Here is a 16,586-nt window from a genome sequence, read left to right as displayed (position 1 = left end):
ACTATGGATAAGAAATCTGCTCGTATCCGTCGTGCGACCCGCGCACGCCGCAAGCTCAAAGAGCTGGGTGCAACTCGCCTGGTGGTACATCGTACCCCGCGTCATATTTACGCACAGGTAATTGCACCGAACGGTTCTGAAGTTCTGGTAGCTGCTTCTACTGTAGAAAAAGCTATCTCAGAACAATTGAAGTACACCGGTAACAAAGACGCCGCTGCAGCTGTAGGTAAAGCTGTTGCAGAACGCGCTCTGGAAAAAGGCATCAGCAATGTTTCCTTTGACCGTTCCGGGTTCCAATATCATGGTCGTGTCCAGGCACTGGCAGATGCTGCCCGTGAAGCTGGCCTTCAGTTCTAAGGTAGAGGTGTAAGATGGCTCACATCGAAAAACAGGCTGGCGAACTGCAGGAAAAGCTGATCGCGGTTAACCGCGTATCTAAAACCGTAAAAGGTGGTCGTATTTTCTCCTTCACAGCTCTGACTGTAGTTGGTGATGGTAACGGTCGCGTTGGTTTTGGTTACGGTAAAGCGCGTGAAGTTCCAGCAGCGATCCAGAAAGCGATGGAAAAAGCCCGTCGCAATATGATTAACGTCGCGCTGAACAACGGCACCCTGCAACACCCAGTTAAAGGTGTTCACACGGGTTCTCGTGTATTCATGCAGCCAGCTTCAGAAGGTACCGGTATCATCGCCGGTGGTGCAATGCGCGCCGTTCTGGAAGTTGCTGGAGTTCATAACGTTCTGGCTAAAGCATATGGTTCCACCAACCCGATCAACGTGGTTCGTGCAACTATTGATGGCCTGGAAAATATGAATTCTCCAGAAATGGTCGCTGCCAAGCGTGGTAAATCCGTTGAAGAAATTCTGGGGTAATTGACCATGGCAAAGACTATTAAAATCACTCAAACCCGCAGTGCAATCGGTCGTCTGCCGAAACACAAGGCAACGCTGCTTGGCCTGGGTCTGCGTCGTATTGGTCATACCGTTGAGCGCGAGGATACTCCTGCTGTACGTGGTATGGTCAACGCGGTTTACTTCATGGTTAAAGTTGAGGAGTAAGAGATGCGTTTAAATACTCTGTCTCCGGCCGAAGGCTCTAAAAAGGCGGGTAAACGCCTGGGTCGTGGTATCGGTTCTGGCCTCGGTAAAACCGGTGGTCGTGGTCACAAAGGTCAGAACTCTCGTTCTGGCGGTGGCGTACGTCGCGGTTTCGAGGGTGGCCAGATGCCACTGTACCGTCGTCTGCCGAAGTTCGGCTTCACCTCTCGCAAAGCAGCGATCACAGCGGAAATCCGTCTGTCTGACCTGGCGAAAGTTGAAGGCGGCGTTGTAGACCTGAACACGCTGAAAGCAGCAAACATTATCGGTATCCAGATCGAGTTCGCGAAAGTGATCCTGGCTGGTGAAGTTTCTACTCCGGTAACTGTTCGTGGCCTGCGTGTTACTAAAGGTGCTCGTGCTGCTATCGAAGCTGCTGGCGGTAAAATTGAGGAATAAGTAGCAGATGGCTAAGCAACCGGGATTAGATTTTCAAAGTGCCAAAGGTGGATTTGGCGAGCTGAAACGCAGACTGCTGTTTGTTATCGGCGCGCTGATTGTGTTCCGTATTGGCTCTTTTATTCCGATCCCTGGTATCGATGCCGCTGTACTTGCCAAACTGCTTGAGCAACAGCGAGGCACCATCATTGAAATGTTCAACATGTTCTCTGGTGGTGCTCTCAGCCGTGCTTCTATCTTCGCATTGGGTATTATGCCGTACATTTCGGCATCTATTATTATCCAGCTGCTGACGGTCGTTCATCCGGCCCTGGCAGAGCTGAAGAAAGAAGGGGAGTCTGGACGTCGTAAGATTAGTCAGTACACCCGTTACGGTACTCTGGTGCTGGCAATATTCCAGTCGATCGGTATTGCTACCGGTCTGCCGAATATGCCTGGTATGCAGGGCCTGGTGTTAAACCCAGGCTTTGCATTCTACTTCACCGCTGTTGTAAGTCTGGTCACAGGGACTATGTTCCTGATGTGGCTCGGCGAACAGATTACTGAGCGTGGTATCGGTAACGGTATCTCAATCATTATCTTCGCCGGTATTGTTGCGGGCCTCCCGCCAGCCATCGCCCATACTATCGAGCAAGCGCGTCAAGGCGACCTGCACTTCCTCCTGTTGCTGTTGGTTGCAGTATTAGTATTTGCAGTGACGTTCTTTGTTGTCTTCGTTGAACGTGGTCAACGCCGCATTGTGGTGAACTACGCTAAACGTCAGCAAGGTCGTCGTGTCTATGCTGCACAGAGCACACATTTACCGCTGAAAGTGAACATGGCGGGGGTTATCCCGGCTATCTTCGCTTCCAGTATTATTCTGTTCCCGGCGACCATCGCGTCATGGTTCGGGGGCGGGACTGGTTGGAACTGGCTGACAACAATTTCGCTGTATTTGCAGCCTGGGCAACCACTTTATGTGTTACTCTATGCGTCTGCGATCATCTTCTTCTGTTTCTTCTACACGGCGTTGGTCTTCAACCCGCGTGAAACAGCAGATAACCTGAAGAAGTCCGGTGCATTTGTACCAGGAATTCGTCCGGGAGAGCAAACGGCGAAGTATATCGATAAAGTAATGACTCGCCTGACTTTGGTTGGTGCGCTTTATATTACTTTTATCTGCCTGATCCCGGAGTTCATGCGTGATGCGATGAAAGTGCCGTTCTACTTCGGTGGGACCTCGCTGCTTATCGTTGTTGTCGTGATTATGGACTTTATGGCTCAAGTGCAAACTCTGATGATGTCGAGTCAGTATGAGTCTGCATTGAAAAAGGCGAACCTGAAAGGCTACGGCCGCTAAATGGTCGTCTGAGAAGTTACGGAGAGTAAAAATGAAAGTTCGTGCTTCCGTCAAGAAATTATGCCGTAACTGCAAAATCGTTAAGCGTGATGGTGTCATCCGTGTGATTTGCAGTGCCGAGCCGAAGCATAAACAGCGCCAAGGCTGATTATTTCGCATATTTTTCTTGCAAAGTTGGGTTGAGCTGGCTAGATTAGCCAGCCAATCTTTTGTATGTCTGTACGTTTCCATTTGAGTATCCTGAAAACGGGCTTTTCAGCATGGTGCGTACATATTAAATAGTAGGAGTGCATAGTGGCCCGTATAGCAGGCATTAACATTCCTGATCAGAAACATGCTGTGATCGCATTAACTTCGATCTACGGCGTCGGCAAGACCCGTTCTAAAGCCATTCTGGCTGCAGCGGGTATCGCTGAAGATGTTAAGATCAGTGAGCTGTCTGAAGAACAAATCGACACGCTGCGTGACGAAGTTGCCAAATTTGTCGTTGAAGGTGATCTGCGCCGTGAAATCAGCATGAGCATCAAGCGCCTGATGGATCTTGGTTGCTATCGCGGTTTGCGTCATCGTCGTGGTCTGCCAGTGCGCGGTCAGCGTACTAAGACCAACGCACGTACCCGTAAGGGTCCGCGCAAACCGATCAAGAAATAATCGGGGTGATTGAATAATGGCAAAGGCACCAGTTCGTGCACGTAAACGTGTAAGAAAACAAGTCTCTGACGGCGTGGCTCATATCCATGCTTCTTTCAACAACACCATCGTTACTATTACTGATCGTCAGGGTAACGCATTGGGTTGGGCAACAGCCGGTGGTTCCGGTTTCCGTGGTTCTCGCAAATCCACTCCGTTCGCAGCTCAGGTTGCAGCAGAGCGTTGCGCAGAAGCCGTAAAAGAATACGGCATCAAGAATCTGGAAGTTATGGTTAAAGGTCCGGGTCCGGGTCGTGAATCTACTGTTCGCGCTCTGAACGCCGCTGGTTTCCGCATCACGAATATTACTGATGTGACTCCGATCCCTCATAACGGTTGTCGTCCGCCGAAAAAACGTCGCGTATAACGCTCCGTTTTTTAGGTTAGTTGGAGATAGAAAATGGCAAGATATTTGGGTCCTAAGCTCAAGCTGAGCCGTCGTGAGGGCACCGACTTATTCCTTAAGTCTGGCGTTCGCGCGATCGATACCAAGTGTAAAATTGAACAAGCTCCTGGCCAGCACGGTGCGCGTAAACCGCGTCTGTCTGACTATGGTGTGCAGTTGCGTGAAAAGCAAAAAGTTCGCCGTATGTACGGTGTGCTGGAGCGTCAGTTCCGTAACTACTATAAAGAAGCAGCACGTCTGAAAGGCAACACGGGTGAAAACCTGCTGGCTCTGCTGGAAGGTCGTCTGGACAACGTTGTATACCGTATGGGCTTCGGCGCTACTCGTGCTGAATCACGTCAGCTGGTTAGCCACAAAGCAATCATGGTAAACGGTCGTGTTGTTAACATCGCTTCTTATCAGGTTAAAGCGAATGACGTTGTTAGCATTCGTGAGAAAGCGAAAAAGCAATCTCGCGTGAAGGCCGCTCTGGAGCTGGCTGAGCAGCGTGAAAAGCCAACCTGGCTGGAAGTTGATGCTGGCAAGATGGAAGGTACGTTCAAGCGTCAGCCAGAACGTTCTGATCTGTCTGCGGACATTAACGAACACCTGATCGTCGAGCTTTACTCCAAGTAAAGCTTAGTACCAAAGAGAGGACACAATGCAGGGTTCTGTGACAGAGTTTCTAAAACCGCGCCTGGTAGATATCGAGCAAGTGAGTTCGACGCACGCCAAGGTGACCCTTGAGCCTTTAGAGCGTGGCTTTGGCCATACTCTGGGTAACGCACTGCGCCGTATTCTGCTCTCATCGATGCCGGGTTGCGCGGTGACCGAGGTTGAGATTGATGGTGTACTTCATGAGTACAGCACCAAAGAAGGCGTTCAGGAAGATATCCTTGAAATCCTGCTCAACCTGAAAGGGCTGGCGGTGAGAGTTCAGGGTAAAGATGAAGTTATTCTTACTCTGAATAAATCTGGCATTGGCCCTGTGACTGCAGCCGACATCACCCACGACGGTGATGTTGAAATCGTCAAGCCGCAGCACGTGATCTGCCACCTGACCGATGAGAACGCAGCTATTAGCATGCGTATCAAAGTTCAGCGCGGTCGTGGTTATGTGCCGGCTTCTGCCCGAATTCATTCGGAAGAAGATGAGCGCCCAATCGGCCGTCTGCTGGTCGACGCATGCTACAGCCCTGTAGAGCGTATTGCCTACAATGTTGAAGCAGCGCGTGTAGAACAGCGTACCGACCTGGACAAGCTGGTCATCGAAATGGAAACCAACGGCACAATCGATCCTGAAGAGGCGATTCGTCGTGCGGCAACCATCCTGGCAGAACAACTGGAAGCTTTCGTTGACTTACGTGATGTACGTCAGCCGGAAGTGAAAGAAGAGAAACCAGAATTCGATCCGATCCTGCTGCGCCCTGTTGACGATCTCGAATTGACTGTCCGCTCTGCTAACTGCCTCAAGGCAGAAGCTATCCACTATATCGGTGATCTGGTACAGCGTACCGAGGTTGAGTTGCTGAAAACGCCGAACCTGGGTAAAAAATCTCTTACCGAGATTAAAGACGTGCTGGCTTCACGTGGTCTGTCTCTGGGCATGCGCCTGGAAAACTGGCCACCGGCAAGCATTGCTGACGAGTAACCGGATCACAGGTTAAGGTTTTACTGAGAAGGATAAGGTCATGCGCCATCGTAAGAGTGGTCGTCAACTGAACCGCAACAGCAGCCATCGCCAGGCTATGTTCCGCAACATGGCAGGTTCACTGGTTCGTCATGAGATCATCAAGACGACCCTGCCTAAAGCGAAAGAGCTGCGTCGCGTAGTTGAGCCGCTGATTACTCTTGCCAAGACTGACAGCGTTGCTAATCGTCGTCTGGCATTCGCCCGTACTCGTGATAACGAGATCGTGGCAAAACTGTTTAACGAACTGGGCCCGCGTTTCGCGAGCCGTGCCGGTGGTTACACTCGCATTCTGAAGTGTGGTTTCCGTGCAGGCGACAACGCGCCGATGGCTTACATCGAGCTGGTTGATCGTTCAGAGAAAGCAGAAGCTGCTGCAGAGTAATCTGCAGTAACGTAAAAAAACCCGCCTCGGCGGGTTTTTTTATATCCGCTGAATCCCCACTTATCTACAATAGCTGTATCTTTTCTGTTCATCCTCTGGAGGTCATTATGTGGTTGCTCGACCAGTGGGCAGAACGCCATATCAGTGATGCCCAGCGCAAAGGAGAATTCGATAATCTTCCTGGAAGCGGCGAACCTCTTGAGCTTGGAGATGATTCGCACATTGCACCTGAATTACGGGCTGGATATCGCTTACTTAAAAATGCAGGGTGTTTGCCTCCGGAACTTGAGCAGCGAAAAGAAGCGATTGAGCTTTCTGATCTGCTAAAAGGTATTCGTAAAGACGATCCACGACATGCTGAGCTGAGCCGCAGACTCACGTTGATTGAACTTAAGCTCCGTCAGGCGGGGGTGAGCACTGCTTTTTTACACGGCGAGTATAGTGGCAGATTAATGCAGAGAATAAATGAGGAATAGTCATGTACCGTATCGGTGAACTTGCAAGGCTTGCTAACGTGACGCCGGATACCATCCGTTACTACGAAAAGCAGCAGATGATCGATCATGAGGTACGGACCGAAGGCGGATTCCGTCTTTACACTGATAACGATCTGCAGCGGCTGCGGTTTATCCGTTATGCCAGGCAGCTCGGCTTCACGCTGGAATCGATACGCGAGCTATTATCGATCCGTGTTGATCCGGAACACCATACCTGCCAGGAATCGAAAAGCATCGTTCAGGCTCGGCTGGATGAGGTTGAAGCTCGAATTCAGGAATTGCAAACTATGCAGCGTTCCCTGCAAAGATTGAATGATGCTTGCTGCGGTACGGCGCACAGCAGCGTTTACTGCTCTATTCTGGAGGCGCTTGAACAGGGTGCCAGTATCGAAACTCAGAGCTGTTGATTTTTAATCAATCGAAGTCTAGACTCGCGTCAACATAAACCACGCTCAGGAGAAACTATGAGCCGCTATCAGCATACGAAAGGACAAATTAAGGATAACGCCATTGAGGCACTGCTTCACGACCCGCTCTTCAGGCAACGCGTAGAAAAAAATAAGAAGGGAAAAGGAAGTTATCTGCGTAAAGGCAAACATGCAAATCGGGGTAACTGGGAGGCCAGTGGCAAGCAAGCGAATCGCTTATTTACCACTGGCCTTCCTGCTTTTAGCCTCTGTTAAGTGCGGCTATTCTGCTCTTTTAACAGATCGCGAATTTCAGTAAGCAGAACTTCTTCTTTAGTGGGGGCGGGCGGCGCTGCTGCCGGCTCTTCTTTTTTACGGTTAAGCTTGTTGATAAGCTTGATGGCCATAAAAATAGCAAACGCTACAATCACGAAATCAAAAATATTCTGGATAAATACACCGTAGTGCATAACAACTGCCGGGACATCACCCTGCGCATCCCTAAGCGTGACGGCGAATTGTTTGAAATCAATGCCCCCAATTAACAGCCCCAACGGTGGCATGATAATGTCTGCTACGAGTGATGAAACGATCTTGCCGAATGCGGCACCAATAATGACACCCACCGCCAAATCCACTACATTCCCGCGCATCGCAAATTCGCGAAATTCTTTAATAAAACTCATTATGTTCTCCTTGTGCCAGCTGACGACTATAAGTTTAACAAATGATTAGCCATTTGCCATTGGGGATAAATAATCGTTATGAAAAAATAGATGGCATATTAAATAGAAGGTTAATATTCGGGTGCTGTTTGACGAGCACCCGATACATTAAAGGAAGAAAGGACTTGGCTGGAATAAACGTTCGACGTCGGTAATAAATTTTTTATCGGTAAGGAACATAATTACGTGGTCACCTTGCTCAATACGTAAATTATCATTGGCAATCATGACATCATTCCCACGCACGACGGCGCCGATGATGGTGCCCGGTGGCAGCTTAATTTCATCGATGGAACGGCCGACCACGCGTGACGTGCTTTCATCCCCGTGTGCTACCGCTTCTATAGCTTCAGCAACCCCACGGCGTAACGATGAAACGCCGACAATATCCGCTTTACGAACGTGACTGAGCAGTGCAGAAATCGTCGCTTGCTGCGGTGAAATCGCAATATCAATCACGCTCCCCTGCACGAGATCAACATAGGCACGGCGCTGTATCAGCACCATTACTTTTTTCGCCCCCATGCGTTTGGCGAGCATCGCGGACATGATATTTGCTTCGTCGTCATTGGTAACGGCAATAAACAGATCGACTTGATCAATATGCTCTTCTGCCAATAACTCTTGATCCGATGCATCACCATAAAATACGATCGTATTTTGCAGCTTTTCAGCAAGTTCTGCAGCGCGCTGTTGATCGCGTTCGATCAGCTTCACGCTGTAATCTTTTTCAAGCCTGTGTGCCAAACCCGCACCGATATTACCCCCCCCAACCAGCATGATGCGCTTGTAAGGTTTTTCAAGGCGCTGGAGTTCACTCATAACGGCGCGGATATGCTGAGATGCGGCGATAAAGAAGACCTCATCTCCCGCTTCTACGATTGTTGAACCCTGTGGGCGAATCGGCCTGTCGTGGCGGAAAATGGCGGCGACGCGGGTATCAATATGCGGCATGTGCTCGCGCATCGTGGACAATGCGTTACCGATAAGTGGCCCGCCATAATAGGCTTTTACCACGGCCAGGCTCACCTTCCCTTCAGCAAAGTTAACAACCTGCAATGCACCCGGGTATTCGATCAGGCGGTAAATGCTGTCTATAACCAGCTGCTCAGGTGCAATCAGATGGTCGATAGGGACTGCTTCTGAATTAAAGAGCTTTTCCGCATCCCGGACATAGTCCGGAGAACGGATGCGAGCGATTCGGTTTGGCGTGTTGAAGAGTGAGTAAGCGACCTGACAGGCGACCATATTGGTTTCGTCTGAGCTGGTAACGGCAACCAGCATGTCGGCATCGTCGGCCCCCGCTTCACGAAGCACGCGTGGATGCGACCCATGCCCCTGCACGACGCGAAGGTCAAATTTGTCCTGCAAGACGCGCAGCCGGTCGCCATTGGTGTCTACAATCGTGATGTCGTTATTTTCACCGACAAGATTTTCCGCCAGCGTCCCGCCAACCTGTCCAGCACCCAGAATGATAATCTTCATATCTCGCGACCCGTTCTCAACATCACTTTTTGATTAGCTTAGCGTAAAAGAAGCCATCACCCTCTTCAGCACCCGGCAGGTTTTGCTGGCCTGGGCGTTCCGGCGTTCCCGTATCGTGCAGAGCAGCATCAGGAGTACGTTTCAGGAAGGCTGAAATTTGTTGACTGTTCTCTTCCGGAAGCACGGAGCAGGTTGCATAGACCAGCGTTCCGCCGGATTTCAGATGTGGCCAAATGGCGTCGAGAATGTCAGCTTGCAGCTGCGCAAGCTCTGGAATATCGCGATCGCGTCGCAACCACTTGATATCCGGATGACGTCGTATTACACCCGTTGCAGAGCAAGGAGCGTCGAGCAATATGCGATCGAACTGCGTCTCGCCGCACCATTCTGCAGGTTTACGTCCGTCACCCTGTTTGACCTGCGCCTTCATACCCAGACGCTTCAGGTTATCGTAGACGCGTGAAAGGCGCTGCTCATCAACATCGACCGCCATGACGTTGGCTTGTGGCGCGACTTCCAGAATATGGGTGGTTTTGCCTCCAGGTGCAGCGCAGAGGTCAAGGATGTGCTCACCATTTTTCGGTTCAAGCCAGGTCATGCAGCCCTGAGCGGAAGCATCCTGCACGGTTACCCAGCCGTCTTCAAAACCGGGTAATGCGTGCACAGGTGCAGGAGCCGCTAAGCGCACGGCGTCAGGGTAGGCTTCATGCGTAAAGCCATTCATTCCGGCGTCTTCCAACAAAGCCAGCCAGGCATCGCGGGTATGATGATTGCGGTTGACGCGTAGCCACATGGGCGGGCGCTGGTTATTAGCTTCAGCAATTTCCTGCCACTTCTGCGGATACGCCTTTTTGAGGCGCTTCAGGAGCCACTCAGGGTGAAGAAAACGGGTTTCGCTCTGGGAAAATTCAGTCAGCAATTCTTCCTGTTGCCGTTGAAATTGACGCAGTACCCCGTTGATCAAGCCTTTCAACTGCGGGCGCTTAATCGCCACAGCACCTTCAACCGTTTCTGCCAGCGCGGCATGCGGTGGAATACGGGTATGAAGAAGCTGGTAGAAGCCAACCATAATCAAATAATGCACGGTACGCTGTTTGCCCGTCATAGGGCGTGACATCAGCTTATTAACCAGCCATTCAAGCTGGGAAAGGGTGCGCAAAACCCCGAAGCATAGCTCCTGGAGCAACGCTTTATCTTTATCGGACACTTTTTGCTGCAGCGCAGGCAGGACATTGCTCAGCGACTGACCCTGCTCGACCACTTTTTCAACGGCCTGCGCCGCCATACTGCGTAAGTTTTGTTTTTTCATAACCGTAAAAATAAAAATGCCCGGAAACTCCGGGCTTTAAAGATGAACGTTTTCAGGCAAGACGGTTGCCAGGAATAAACCACTCGCGACGAGAATTTAACAGGTCCTGCGCGCTCATCGCTTTTTTACCTGCGGGCTGCAGCGACTCAAGGTTTAAAATGCCTTCTGATGTCGCAACCTGGATACCCTGCTTGTTCGCTTCGATTATTGTCCCCGGTTCAGCAGTGACAGGGCAATCAATAACGGAGGCTTTCCAGACCTTCACCGGTTGCTCATCAATCATCATCCAGCTCATAGGCCACGGATTGAAGGCGCGAATATTGCGCTCAAGCTGAGCAGCGGGAAGGGACCAATCGATCTGCGCTTCTTCTTTACTCAGCTTTTCAGCATAGGTGACCTGCGCTTCATCCTGCACTTCCGGTTTTGCGGTATTGTCAGCAAGCTGTTGCAGCGTTTCGATAAGCCCCTGAGGGCCAAGATCGGCTAGCTTGTCGTAAAGCGTGGCGCTGGTATCGTCGGCCGTAATTGGACAGGACAGCTTATACAGCATGTCGCCAGTATCTAAGCCTACATCCATCTTCATGATTGTGACGCCAGTTTCAGCATCACCAGCCCACAGAGAACGCTGGATTGGTGCCGCTCCACGCCAGCGCGGGAGGAGAGAACCATGGACATTCACACAACCGAGACGAGGCATATCAAGCACGGCTTTTGGCAAAATCAAACCGAAGGCGACAACCACCATCACGTCTGCATTCAGATCAGCCACTAATTGCTGATTTTCCTGAGGGCGCAAGGATGATGGCTGGAATACGGCTATTCCGTGCTCTTCTGCCTGCACTTTCACCGGGCTCGGCATGAGCTTTTTGCCGCGACCTGCCGGGCGATCTGGTTGGGTAAACACGCCAACAACCTGGTGACCAGACGATAACAGCGCGTCAAGATGACGCGCTGCAAAATCAGGAGTACCCGCGAAGATAATACGTAGTGTTTTAGACACGTTGTTCCTTGTATCCGGGGGGACGTTACGCGCGAGAACGCATACGATCCAGTTTTTCTACTTTCTGACGAATACGCTGCTGCTTCAGGGGGGAGAGGTAATCGATAAACAGTTTACCGACCAGGTGATCCATCTCATGCTGAATACAAATGGCGAGCAGATCGTCTGCTTCCAGCTCGAACGGGTTACCGTCGCGATCCAGGGCGCGAATTTTCACTTTTTCCGCACGCGGCACTAAAGCACGCTGTTCCGGAATGGACAAGCAGCCTTCTTCAATCCCTGTTTCGCCGCTCTTTTCGAGCAGTTCAGGGTTGATCAGCACCAGGCGACCATCGCGATTTTCAGAAACGTCGATCACGATAATACGTTTGTGAATATCTACCTGAGTTGCCGCCAGGCCGATGCCTTCTTCGGCATACATGGTATCGAACATATCATCGACGATACGCTGAATTTCTGCATTCACTTCTTTAACCGGTTCAGCGACGATGCGAAGGCGCTCGTCCGGAATATGTAACACTTGCAAAACTGCCATAAATTTCCAGAGTCGTGTTCAGGAGTTGATAAGAATATTATCTCTATTCTAGACAAATCCCCCATCGATTGACAGCATCAGTGACCAATCGCAATGATTGCGGAGGCTGCTTATGGCAGGGAAAAGGATGACATCTACAGAGATATGGTTACGGCTGATAAACGTGGGTTCTTTATGTGGTGATGCAATGCTGGAAGTGGCGTTGCGTCTGCTTAAACAAGCAACGATTGATGGAACGGCGGCCCGTGAATCCGGGCTGTCAGCAAAGCAGGCAGGGCGCTTTTTTGCGCTTGATGAACAAGAGCTTGAGCGCAGCCTTATGTGGATTGAACAGCCAGATAACCACCTGGTAACCGCAAACGACCCTCTCTATCCACCGTTATTGCGAACGATTCCTGATTTTCCTGGGGCGCTGTTCGTTAAAGGTAATCTTGATGCGCTGAATACCGTTCAACTGGCAGTGGTCGGCACGCGCGCGCCCTCCTGGTACGGCGAACGGTGGGGCAAGATACTGTGTGAACAACTTTCACAATGCGGCTTTACAATAACCAGCGGGCTGGCCTGCGGTATTGACGGCGTTGCCCATAACGCCGCGCTTTCGGTAAAAGGGTGCAGTATTGCGGTTCTGGGCAACGGGCTTTTTAGCATTTACCCTCGCCGGCATCAGCAGCTGGCAGATCGACTTATCGCGTCGGAGGGGGCGATAGTGTCTGAATTCTCACTCTCCACTCAGCCCTGGCCGGGGAATTTTCCTCGTCGCAATCGAATTATTAGTGGATTGAGTCATGGCGTGTTGGTTGTTGAAGCGGCACTGCGCAGCGGGTCGTTGGTGACGGCAAGATGTGCGCTTGAACAGGGGCGAGAAGTGTTTGCCTTGCCCGGACCGATAGGTAACCCTGGATGTGAGGGGCCGCACTGGCTGATCAAGCAAGGCGCTACGCCAGCGACTGGGGTGGAAGACATCCTCGAAAATTTGCGATATGGCTTGCACTGGTTAACAGATGAAACCGAAAAGCAACATTATTCATCAGATAAGGAAGAGGTAGCATTGCCATTTCCCAAGCTCCTGGCTAACGTAGGAGATGAGGTAACACCTGTTGACGTTGTCGCTGAACGTGCCGGCCAACCTGTGCCAGTAACGGTAGCACAGCTACTTGAACTGGAGTTAGCAGGGTGGATCGCAGCTGTACCCGGCGGCTATGTCCGATTAAGGAGGGCATGCCATGTTCGACGTACTGATGTATTTGTTTGAAACTTACATCCACAACGAAGCAGAAATGCGCGTGGATCAGGACAAATTGACACGGGATCTTACCGATGCAGGCTTTGAGCGGGAAGATATATATAATGCGTTGATGTGGCTGGAAAAACTGGCTGATTATCAGGAAGGCCTTGCCGAACCGATGCAGCTTGCTTCTGACCCATTGTCAGTGCGTATTTATACAGCGGAAGAGTGTGAAAGGCTGGATGCCAGCTGCCGGGGATTCATTTTATTCCTTGAGCAAATTCAGGTGCTAAACCTCGAAACGAGAGAAATGGTGATAGAGCGCGTCATGGCGCTGGATACTGCAGAATTCGAACTGGAAGACCTCAAGTGGGTGATCCTGATGGTTCTGTTCAATATACCTGGCTGTGAAAATGCCTATCAGCAAATGGAAGAATTACTCTTTGAAGTGAATGAAGGTATGCTGCACTAATTCAAATGTGTAGCACCAAGAGTTGTTATGGCCAAATCAGCACTTTTTACGGTGCATAAAAATGAGCCCTGCCCACAGTGCGGGGCTGAACTTGTCATTCGGTCCGGGAAACACGGTCCGTTTCTCGGTTGTTCACACTATCCGGAATGTGATTATGTCCGTCCCCTGAAAAGCCAGGCGGATGGACATATCGTTAAAATTCTGGAGGGGCAGCTTTGTCCTCTCTGCGGAAGTGAATTAGCGCTACGCCAGGGCCGTTACGGAATGTTTATTGGGTGTAGCCGCTATCCCGAATGTGAACATACGGAACAAATTGATAAACCAGATGAAACGGCTATTTCTTGCCCGCAGTGCCAACAGGGGCAACTGGTACAGCGTCGTTCTCGTTTTGGCAAGACCTTCCATTCTTGCGATCGCTATCCTGAATGCCAGTTCGTTATCAACTTCAAACCGGTAGCGGGCGTCTGCCCTCATTGCAACTATCCGCTGCTTATAGAGAAGAAATCGGCGCAAGGCATCAAACATTTCTGCGCCAGTAAACAATGTGGAAAGCCGGTATCGGCGGATCAAACCAGTGAATAATAACCTGCCATCAGGCTCCATTGCTCATGCTGTGGACGTCCTGAAAAATGAAGAAGTCATCGCTTATCCAACAGAAGCTGTTTTTGGGGTCGGTTGCGATCCTGATAGCGAAAGGGCCGTGAGCCGCTTACTTGCACTCAAACAAAGACCCGTCGAAAAAGGGCTGATTTTGATCGCTGCAAACTTCGAGCAGCTTAAACCTTATATTGATGACTCCATGCTGACGCCAGCACAGCGGGAGACCATCTTCTCCGCGTGGCCTGGGCCAGTAACCTTTGTTTTCCCGGCACAGCCGACGACGCCGCGCTGGTTGACCGGGCGTTTTGACTCCCTCGCCGTTCGCGTAACCGACCATCCGCTGGTGGTGGAGCTCTGTGAGGCGTTTGGCAAACCGCTGGTTTCAACCAGCGCCAACCTGACCGGGTTGCCTCCTTGCCGGACTACCGAAGAAGTGCTTGCGCAGTTTGGGGATGATTTCCCGGTGGCGGCTGGTGAGACAGGCGGTCGCCTCAATCCGTCGGAAATCCGTGACGCCCTGACCGGCGAACGTTTTCGCCAGGGGTAATATGATGGAAACTTACGCTGTTTTTGGTAATCCGATCGCACACAGCAAGTCGCCGTTAATCCATCAGCAGTTTGCTGACCAGCTGCACATCGACCATCCCTATGGACGCGTGCTGGCCCCTGTTGATGCATTTATCGCTACGTTGAATGCCTTTTTTAACGCGGGCGGACAAGGTGCGAACGTGACGGTGCCTTTTAAGGAAGAAGCATTCGAACGCGCAGATGAGCTGACGGAACGCGCCGCTCTTGCGGGAGCGGTGAACACGCTCAAACGGCTTGAGGATGGTCGTCTTCTTGGCGATAACACCGACGGGATAGGTCTGCTGAGCGATCTAGAGCGACTGTCATTTATCAAACCCGGTTATCGGGTTCTGCTGATTGGTGCTGGTGGGGCATCGCGGGGCGTACTGCTTCCTTTACTTTCATTGGATTGTGCGGTGACCATTACCAACCGAACCTTCTCCCGGGCGGAAGAGCTGGCAGCATTGTTTGCCCATACGGGGAGCGTGAGTGCGGTAGCGCTAGACGATCTTGACGATCGCGAGTTCGATCTCGTCATCAACGCCACGTCGAGCGGCATTGGTGGTGAGGTACCGGCAATCCCTGTTTCGCTCGTGAGCGCACACACCTATTTCTACGACATGTTTTATCAGAACGGTAAGACACCATTTCTAAACTGGTGTGAACAGCACGGCGCCAAACACCTTGCTGACGGTTTGGGTATGCTGGTGGGTCAGGCGGCACACGCAGTTCTGCTTTGGCACGGCGTGTTACCTGCTGTCGAACCGGTAATCGAAAAGTTGAAACAGGAACTGAAGGCGTGAACCAGGCGATCCACTTCCCTGACCGAGAAACCTGGGATGAGAGTGAACAAGCGGTCTGCTTCCCGGTGTTGGTGCACGGCATGCAGCTTACCTGCGCTATCAGTGGGGAAGCGTTGCTGAGTCGCTTTGGTGGTTCGAATCCGCTAGAGGTGTTTTGCGAAAATCGCTGGGATCTGGAAGAGGATGCCAGCGATTTAATTCGCGATCAGCAGGAAGACGATCGGGGCTGGGTCTGGTTATCTTGATCCAGATAGTCATTCTTCCATTTGACATAGTTGTTTGCTGAGTATTTCAATCCCTCTATCTCCGCCTCTTTTAAGGGGCGGATCTGTTTCACCGGGCTACCTAAATAGAGATAACCACTTTCCAGTCGTTTGTTTTGCGGGACAAGACTGCCGGCGCCAATCATTACGTCATCTTCTACTATTACGCCATCCAGTAAAATCGAACCCATACCAACCAGTACTCTGTTTCCGATCGTACAGCCGTGGAGCATTACTTTATGGCCGACGGTAACATCTTCTCCAACGATTAGTGGATTACCTTCCGGGTTATAGGCGGATTTATGGGTGACATGCAGAACGCTGCCGTCCTGAATATTGGTGCGGGCGCCGATTGAGACATAGTTAACGTCTCCCCTGATCGCAACCAATGGCCAGATGCTAACGTCGTCGGCCATTCGGACATCGCCGATGACCACACTGCTGGCGTCGATCATCACGCGATCGCCTTTTTTGGGGAAAAGATCTTTATAAGGACGTAAGACAACAGACATATCTACCTCGACAGATGGGCGCTATACAGAAGACTTTGATCGTTTTATGGGATCGAGGCAAGGCAAAACGCGTCAATATTTAAGCAGATCGGGCGGGATTTCAGCGAAAAGCACGGAAAATCAGCAGTCGGTAAAAAAGATCTAAAAAATGCTTGTGCTAAAAACTGGGATCCCTATAATGCGCCTCCATCGACACGGCGG

Annotated in this window: 26 protein-coding genes; 20 read left to right on the top strand and 6 right to left on the bottom strand. The window is 51.0% G+C overall.

Annotated features, from left to right (window positions below; translation table 11 throughout):
* Positions 1-3: 3 nt before the first annotated feature.
* The 14 genes from rplR to E0L20_RS22930 all read left to right on the top strand — a co-directional run bounded on the left by rplR (position 4) and on the right by E0L20_RS22930 (position 7,165).
* On the top strand, positions 4-357 hold the full coding sequence (rplR, locus tag E0L20_RS22995) for a 50S ribosomal protein L18 (protein WP_003863297.1): 354 nt from the start codon (positions 4-6) through the stop codon (positions 355-357).
* A 14-nt stretch (positions 358-371) separates the two neighbouring features.
* Positions 372-872: a 30S ribosomal protein S5 gene (gene rpsE, locus E0L20_RS22990; RefSeq protein WP_003863299.1), complete on the top strand. Its 501-nt coding sequence runs from the start codon at positions 372-374 to the stop codon at positions 870-872.
* 6 nt (positions 873-878) lie between these two features.
* Positions 879-1,058, top strand: a complete 180-nt coding sequence (gene rpmD, locus E0L20_RS22985; RefSeq protein ID WP_003863301.1) for a 50S ribosomal protein L30 — start codon at positions 879-881, stop codon at positions 1,056-1,058.
* Positions 1,059-1,061: 3 nt separating this feature from the next.
* On the top strand, positions 1,062-1,496 hold the full coding sequence (rplO, locus tag E0L20_RS22980; RefSeq protein ID WP_003863304.1) for a 50S ribosomal protein L15: 435 nt from the start codon (positions 1,062-1,064) through the stop codon (positions 1,494-1,496).
* A 7-nt stretch (positions 1,497-1,503) separates the two neighbouring features.
* Entirely contained in the window at positions 1,504-2,835 is a 1,332-nt protein-coding gene (gene secY / locus E0L20_RS22975) for a preprotein translocase subunit SecY (protein ID WP_003863305.1), read from the top strand.
* A gap of 31 nt (positions 2,836-2,866) precedes the next feature.
* Positions 2,867-2,983 carry a 50S ribosomal protein L36 gene (gene rpmJ, locus E0L20_RS22970; protein ID WP_000868187.1) on the top strand — a complete coding sequence of 39 codons (117 nt, stop codon included), beginning with the start codon at positions 2,867-2,869 and terminating at the stop codon, positions 2,981-2,983.
* Positions 2,984-3,129: 146 nt separating this feature from the next.
* Positions 3,130-3,486, top strand: a complete 357-nt coding sequence (gene rpsM, locus E0L20_RS22965) for a 30S ribosomal protein S13 (RefSeq protein ID WP_003863308.1) — start codon at positions 3,130-3,132, stop codon at positions 3,484-3,486.
* A 16-nt stretch (positions 3,487-3,502) separates the two neighbouring features.
* On the top strand, positions 3,503-3,892 hold the full coding sequence (gene rpsK, locus E0L20_RS22960; protein WP_003863312.1) for a 30S ribosomal protein S11: 390 nt from the start codon (positions 3,503-3,505) through the stop codon (positions 3,890-3,892).
* A 33-nt stretch (positions 3,893-3,925) separates the two neighbouring features.
* Positions 3,926-4,546: a 30S ribosomal protein S4 gene (gene rpsD, locus E0L20_RS22955; RefSeq protein WP_004868345.1), complete on the top strand. Its 621-nt coding sequence runs from the start codon at positions 3,926-3,928 to the stop codon at positions 4,544-4,546.
* A 25-nt stretch (positions 4,547-4,571) separates the two neighbouring features.
* Positions 4,572-5,561, top strand: a complete 990-nt coding sequence (locus tag E0L20_RS22950) for a DNA-directed RNA polymerase subunit alpha (RefSeq protein WP_002919219.1) — start codon at positions 4,572-4,574, stop codon at positions 5,559-5,561.
* A 40-nt stretch (positions 5,562-5,601) separates the two neighbouring features.
* Complete coding sequence (gene rplQ, locus E0L20_RS22945; protein WP_001216368.1) at positions 5,602-5,985, top strand: 50S ribosomal protein L17; 384 nt, start codon at positions 5,602-5,604, stop codon at positions 5,983-5,985.
* Between the two features lie 107 nt (positions 5,986-6,092).
* A complete protein-coding gene (locus E0L20_RS22940) occupies positions 6,093-6,461 on the top strand; it encodes a DnaJ family domain-containing protein (RefSeq protein WP_131635923.1) in 369 nt (122 codons plus the stop codon).
* A 2-nt stretch (positions 6,462-6,463) separates the two neighbouring features.
* On the top strand, positions 6,464-6,889 hold the full coding sequence (gene zntR, locus E0L20_RS22935) for a Zn(2+)-responsive transcriptional regulator (protein WP_131635922.1): 426 nt from the start codon (positions 6,464-6,466) through the stop codon (positions 6,887-6,889).
* Between the two features lie 57 nt (positions 6,890-6,946).
* Positions 6,947-7,165 carry an alternative ribosome-rescue factor A gene (locus E0L20_RS22930; protein ID WP_131635921.1) on the top strand — a complete coding sequence of 73 codons (219 nt, stop codon included), beginning with the start codon at positions 6,947-6,949 and terminating at the stop codon, positions 7,163-7,165.
* On the opposite strand, the gene mscL is transcribed toward E0L20_RS22930, so the two are convergent.
* From mscL to def, 5 genes are all read right to left on the bottom strand, one after another.
* Positions 7,162-7,575: a large-conductance mechanosensitive channel protein MscL gene (mscL, locus tag E0L20_RS22925; protein WP_131635920.1), complete on the bottom strand. Its 414-nt coding sequence runs from the start codon at positions 7,573-7,575 to the stop codon at positions 7,162-7,164. The two genes, E0L20_RS22930 and mscL, sit on opposite strands and share 4 nt — an antisense overlap.
* 147 nt (positions 7,576-7,722) lie before the next feature.
* A complete protein-coding gene (gene trkA, locus E0L20_RS22920; protein ID WP_131635919.1) occupies positions 7,723-9,099 on the bottom strand; it encodes a Trk system potassium transporter TrkA in 1,377 nt (458 codons plus the stop codon).
* 22 nt (positions 9,100-9,121) lie between these two features.
* Positions 9,122-10,408 (bottom strand): 16S rRNA (cytosine(967)-C(5))-methyltransferase RsmB, encoded by a 1,287-nt coding sequence (gene rsmB, locus E0L20_RS22915; protein WP_131635918.1) that lies wholly within the window; start codon positions 10,406-10,408, stop codon positions 9,122-9,124.
* A gap of 52 nt (positions 10,409-10,460) precedes the next feature.
* Positions 10,461-11,408 (bottom strand): methionyl-tRNA formyltransferase, encoded by a 948-nt coding sequence (gene fmt / locus E0L20_RS22910; protein WP_131635917.1) that lies wholly within the window; start codon positions 11,406-11,408, stop codon positions 10,461-10,463.
* A 25-nt stretch (positions 11,409-11,433) separates the two neighbouring features.
* On the bottom strand, positions 11,434-11,943 hold the full coding sequence (def, locus tag E0L20_RS22905; protein WP_028018484.1) for a peptide deformylase: 510 nt from the start codon (positions 11,941-11,943) through the stop codon (positions 11,434-11,436).
* 127 nt (positions 11,944-12,070) lie between these two features.
* Between def and dprA the strand changes: the two genes are divergently transcribed.
* From dprA to E0L20_RS22875, 6 genes are read left to right on the top strand one after another with little or no spacing between them, the layout of a single operon-like run.
* Positions 12,071-13,195 (top strand): DNA-protecting protein DprA, encoded by a 1,125-nt coding sequence (dprA, locus tag E0L20_RS22900; RefSeq protein WP_131635926.1) that lies wholly within the window; start codon positions 12,071-12,073, stop codon positions 13,193-13,195.
* Complete coding sequence (gene smg, locus E0L20_RS22895; RefSeq protein ID WP_014072048.1) at positions 13,167-13,640, top strand: DUF494 family protein Smg; 474 nt, start codon at positions 13,167-13,169, stop codon at positions 13,638-13,640. The genes dprA and smg overlap by 29 nt, the downstream gene beginning before the upstream one ends.
* A gap of 27 nt (positions 13,641-13,667) precedes the next feature.
* Positions 13,668-14,222 carry a DNA topoisomerase family protein gene (locus E0L20_RS22890; RefSeq protein ID WP_131635916.1) on the top strand — a complete coding sequence of 185 codons (555 nt, stop codon included), beginning with the start codon at positions 13,668-13,670 and terminating at the stop codon, positions 14,220-14,222.
* Positions 14,215-14,787 (top strand): L-threonylcarbamoyladenylate synthase type 1 TsaC, encoded by a 573-nt coding sequence (gene tsaC, locus E0L20_RS22885; RefSeq protein WP_131635915.1) that lies wholly within the window; start codon positions 14,215-14,217, stop codon positions 14,785-14,787. The genes E0L20_RS22890 and tsaC overlap by 8 nt, the downstream gene beginning before the upstream one ends.
* 4 nt (positions 14,788-14,791) lie before the next feature.
* On the top strand, positions 14,792-15,610 hold the full coding sequence (aroE, locus tag E0L20_RS22880; RefSeq protein ID WP_131635925.1) for a shikimate dehydrogenase: 819 nt from the start codon (positions 14,792-14,794) through the stop codon (positions 15,608-15,610).
* Positions 15,607-15,855: a DUF1488 family protein gene (locus E0L20_RS22875; RefSeq protein WP_131635914.1), complete on the top strand. Its 249-nt coding sequence runs from the start codon at positions 15,607-15,609 to the stop codon at positions 15,853-15,855. Before aroE ends, E0L20_RS22875 begins: the two co-directional genes overlap by 4 nt.
* On the opposite strand, the gene E0L20_RS22870 is transcribed toward E0L20_RS22875, so the two are convergent.
* Positions 15,816-16,385, bottom strand: coding sequence for a gamma carbonic anhydrase family protein (locus tag E0L20_RS22870; protein ID WP_131635913.1), 570 nt, complete (start codon positions 16,383-16,385; stop codon positions 15,816-15,818). The two genes, E0L20_RS22875 and E0L20_RS22870, sit on opposite strands and share 40 nt — an antisense overlap.
* Positions 16,386-16,586 lie beyond the last annotated feature (201 nt).

It is taken from the genome of Enterobacter wuhouensis (genome assembly GCF_004331265.1).
Classification (GTDB): Bacteria; Pseudomonadota; Gammaproteobacteria; order Enterobacterales; family Enterobacteriaceae; genus Enterobacter; species Enterobacter wuhouensis.
Note: the sequence above shows the minus strand (reverse complement) of the source record. Positions and strands in the feature narration are given on the sequence as shown.

Coding starts and splice junctions, on each gene's coding strand:
- rplR (WP_003863297.1), top strand. CDS start 4: ATGGATAAGAAATCTGCTCGTATCCGTCGTGCGACCCGCGCACGCCGC.
- rpsE (WP_003863299.1), top strand. CDS start 372: ATGGCTCACATCGAAAAACAGGCTGGCGAACTGCAGGAAAAGCTGATC.
- rpmD (WP_003863301.1), top strand. CDS start 879: ATGGCAAAGACTATTAAAATCACTCAAACCCGCAGTGCAATCGGTCGT.
- rplO (WP_003863304.1), top strand. CDS start 1,062: ATGCGTTTAAATACTCTGTCTCCGGCCGAAGGCTCTAAAAAGGCGGGT.
- secY (WP_003863305.1), top strand. CDS start 1,504: ATGGCTAAGCAACCGGGATTAGATTTTCAAAGTGCCAAAGGTGGATTT.
- rpmJ (WP_000868187.1), top strand. CDS start 2,867: ATGAAAGTTCGTGCTTCCGTCAAGAAATTATGCCGTAACTGCAAAATC.
- rpsK (WP_003863312.1), top strand. CDS start 3,503: ATGGCAAAGGCACCAGTTCGTGCACGTAAACGTGTAAGAAAACAAGTC.
- rpsD (WP_004868345.1), top strand. CDS start 3,926: ATGGCAAGATATTTGGGTCCTAAGCTCAAGCTGAGCCGTCGTGAGGGC.
- E0L20_RS22950 (WP_002919219.1), top strand. CDS start 4,572: ATGCAGGGTTCTGTGACAGAGTTTCTAAAACCGCGCCTGGTAGATATC.
- rplQ (WP_001216368.1), top strand. CDS start 5,602: ATGCGCCATCGTAAGAGTGGTCGTCAACTGAACCGCAACAGCAGCCAT.
- E0L20_RS22940 (WP_131635923.1), top strand. CDS start 6,093: ATGTGGTTGCTCGACCAGTGGGCAGAACGCCATATCAGTGATGCCCAG.
- zntR (WP_131635922.1), top strand. CDS start 6,464: ATGTACCGTATCGGTGAACTTGCAAGGCTTGCTAACGTGACGCCGGAT.
- E0L20_RS22930 (WP_131635921.1), top strand. CDS start 6,947: ATGAGCCGCTATCAGCATACGAAAGGACAAATTAAGGATAACGCCATT.
- mscL (WP_131635920.1), bottom strand. CDS start 7,575: ATGAGTTTTATTAAAGAATTTCGCGAATTTGCGATGCGCGGGAATGTA.
- trkA (WP_131635919.1), bottom strand. CDS start 9,099: ATGAAGATTATCATTCTGGGTGCTGGACAGGTTGGCGGGACGCTGGCG.
- rsmB (WP_131635918.1), bottom strand. CDS start 10,408: ATGAAAAAACAAAACTTACGCAGTATGGCGGCGCAGGCCGTTGAAAAA.
- def (WP_028018484.1), bottom strand. CDS start 11,943: ATGGCAGTTTTGCAAGTGTTACATATTCCGGACGAGCGCCTTCGCATC.
- dprA (WP_131635926.1), top strand. CDS start 12,071: ATGACATCTACAGAGATATGGTTACGGCTGATAAACGTGGGTTCTTTA.
- smg (WP_014072048.1), top strand. CDS start 13,167: ATGTTCGACGTACTGATGTATTTGTTTGAAACTTACATCCACAACGAA.
- E0L20_RS22890 (WP_131635916.1), top strand. CDS start 13,668: ATGGCCAAATCAGCACTTTTTACGGTGCATAAAAATGAGCCCTGCCCA.
- aroE (WP_131635925.1), top strand. CDS start 14,792: ATGGAAACTTACGCTGTTTTTGGTAATCCGATCGCACACAGCAAGTCG.
- E0L20_RS22870 (WP_131635913.1), bottom strand. CDS start 16,385: ATGTCTGTTGTCTTACGTCCTTATAAAGATCTTTTCCCCAAAAAAGGC.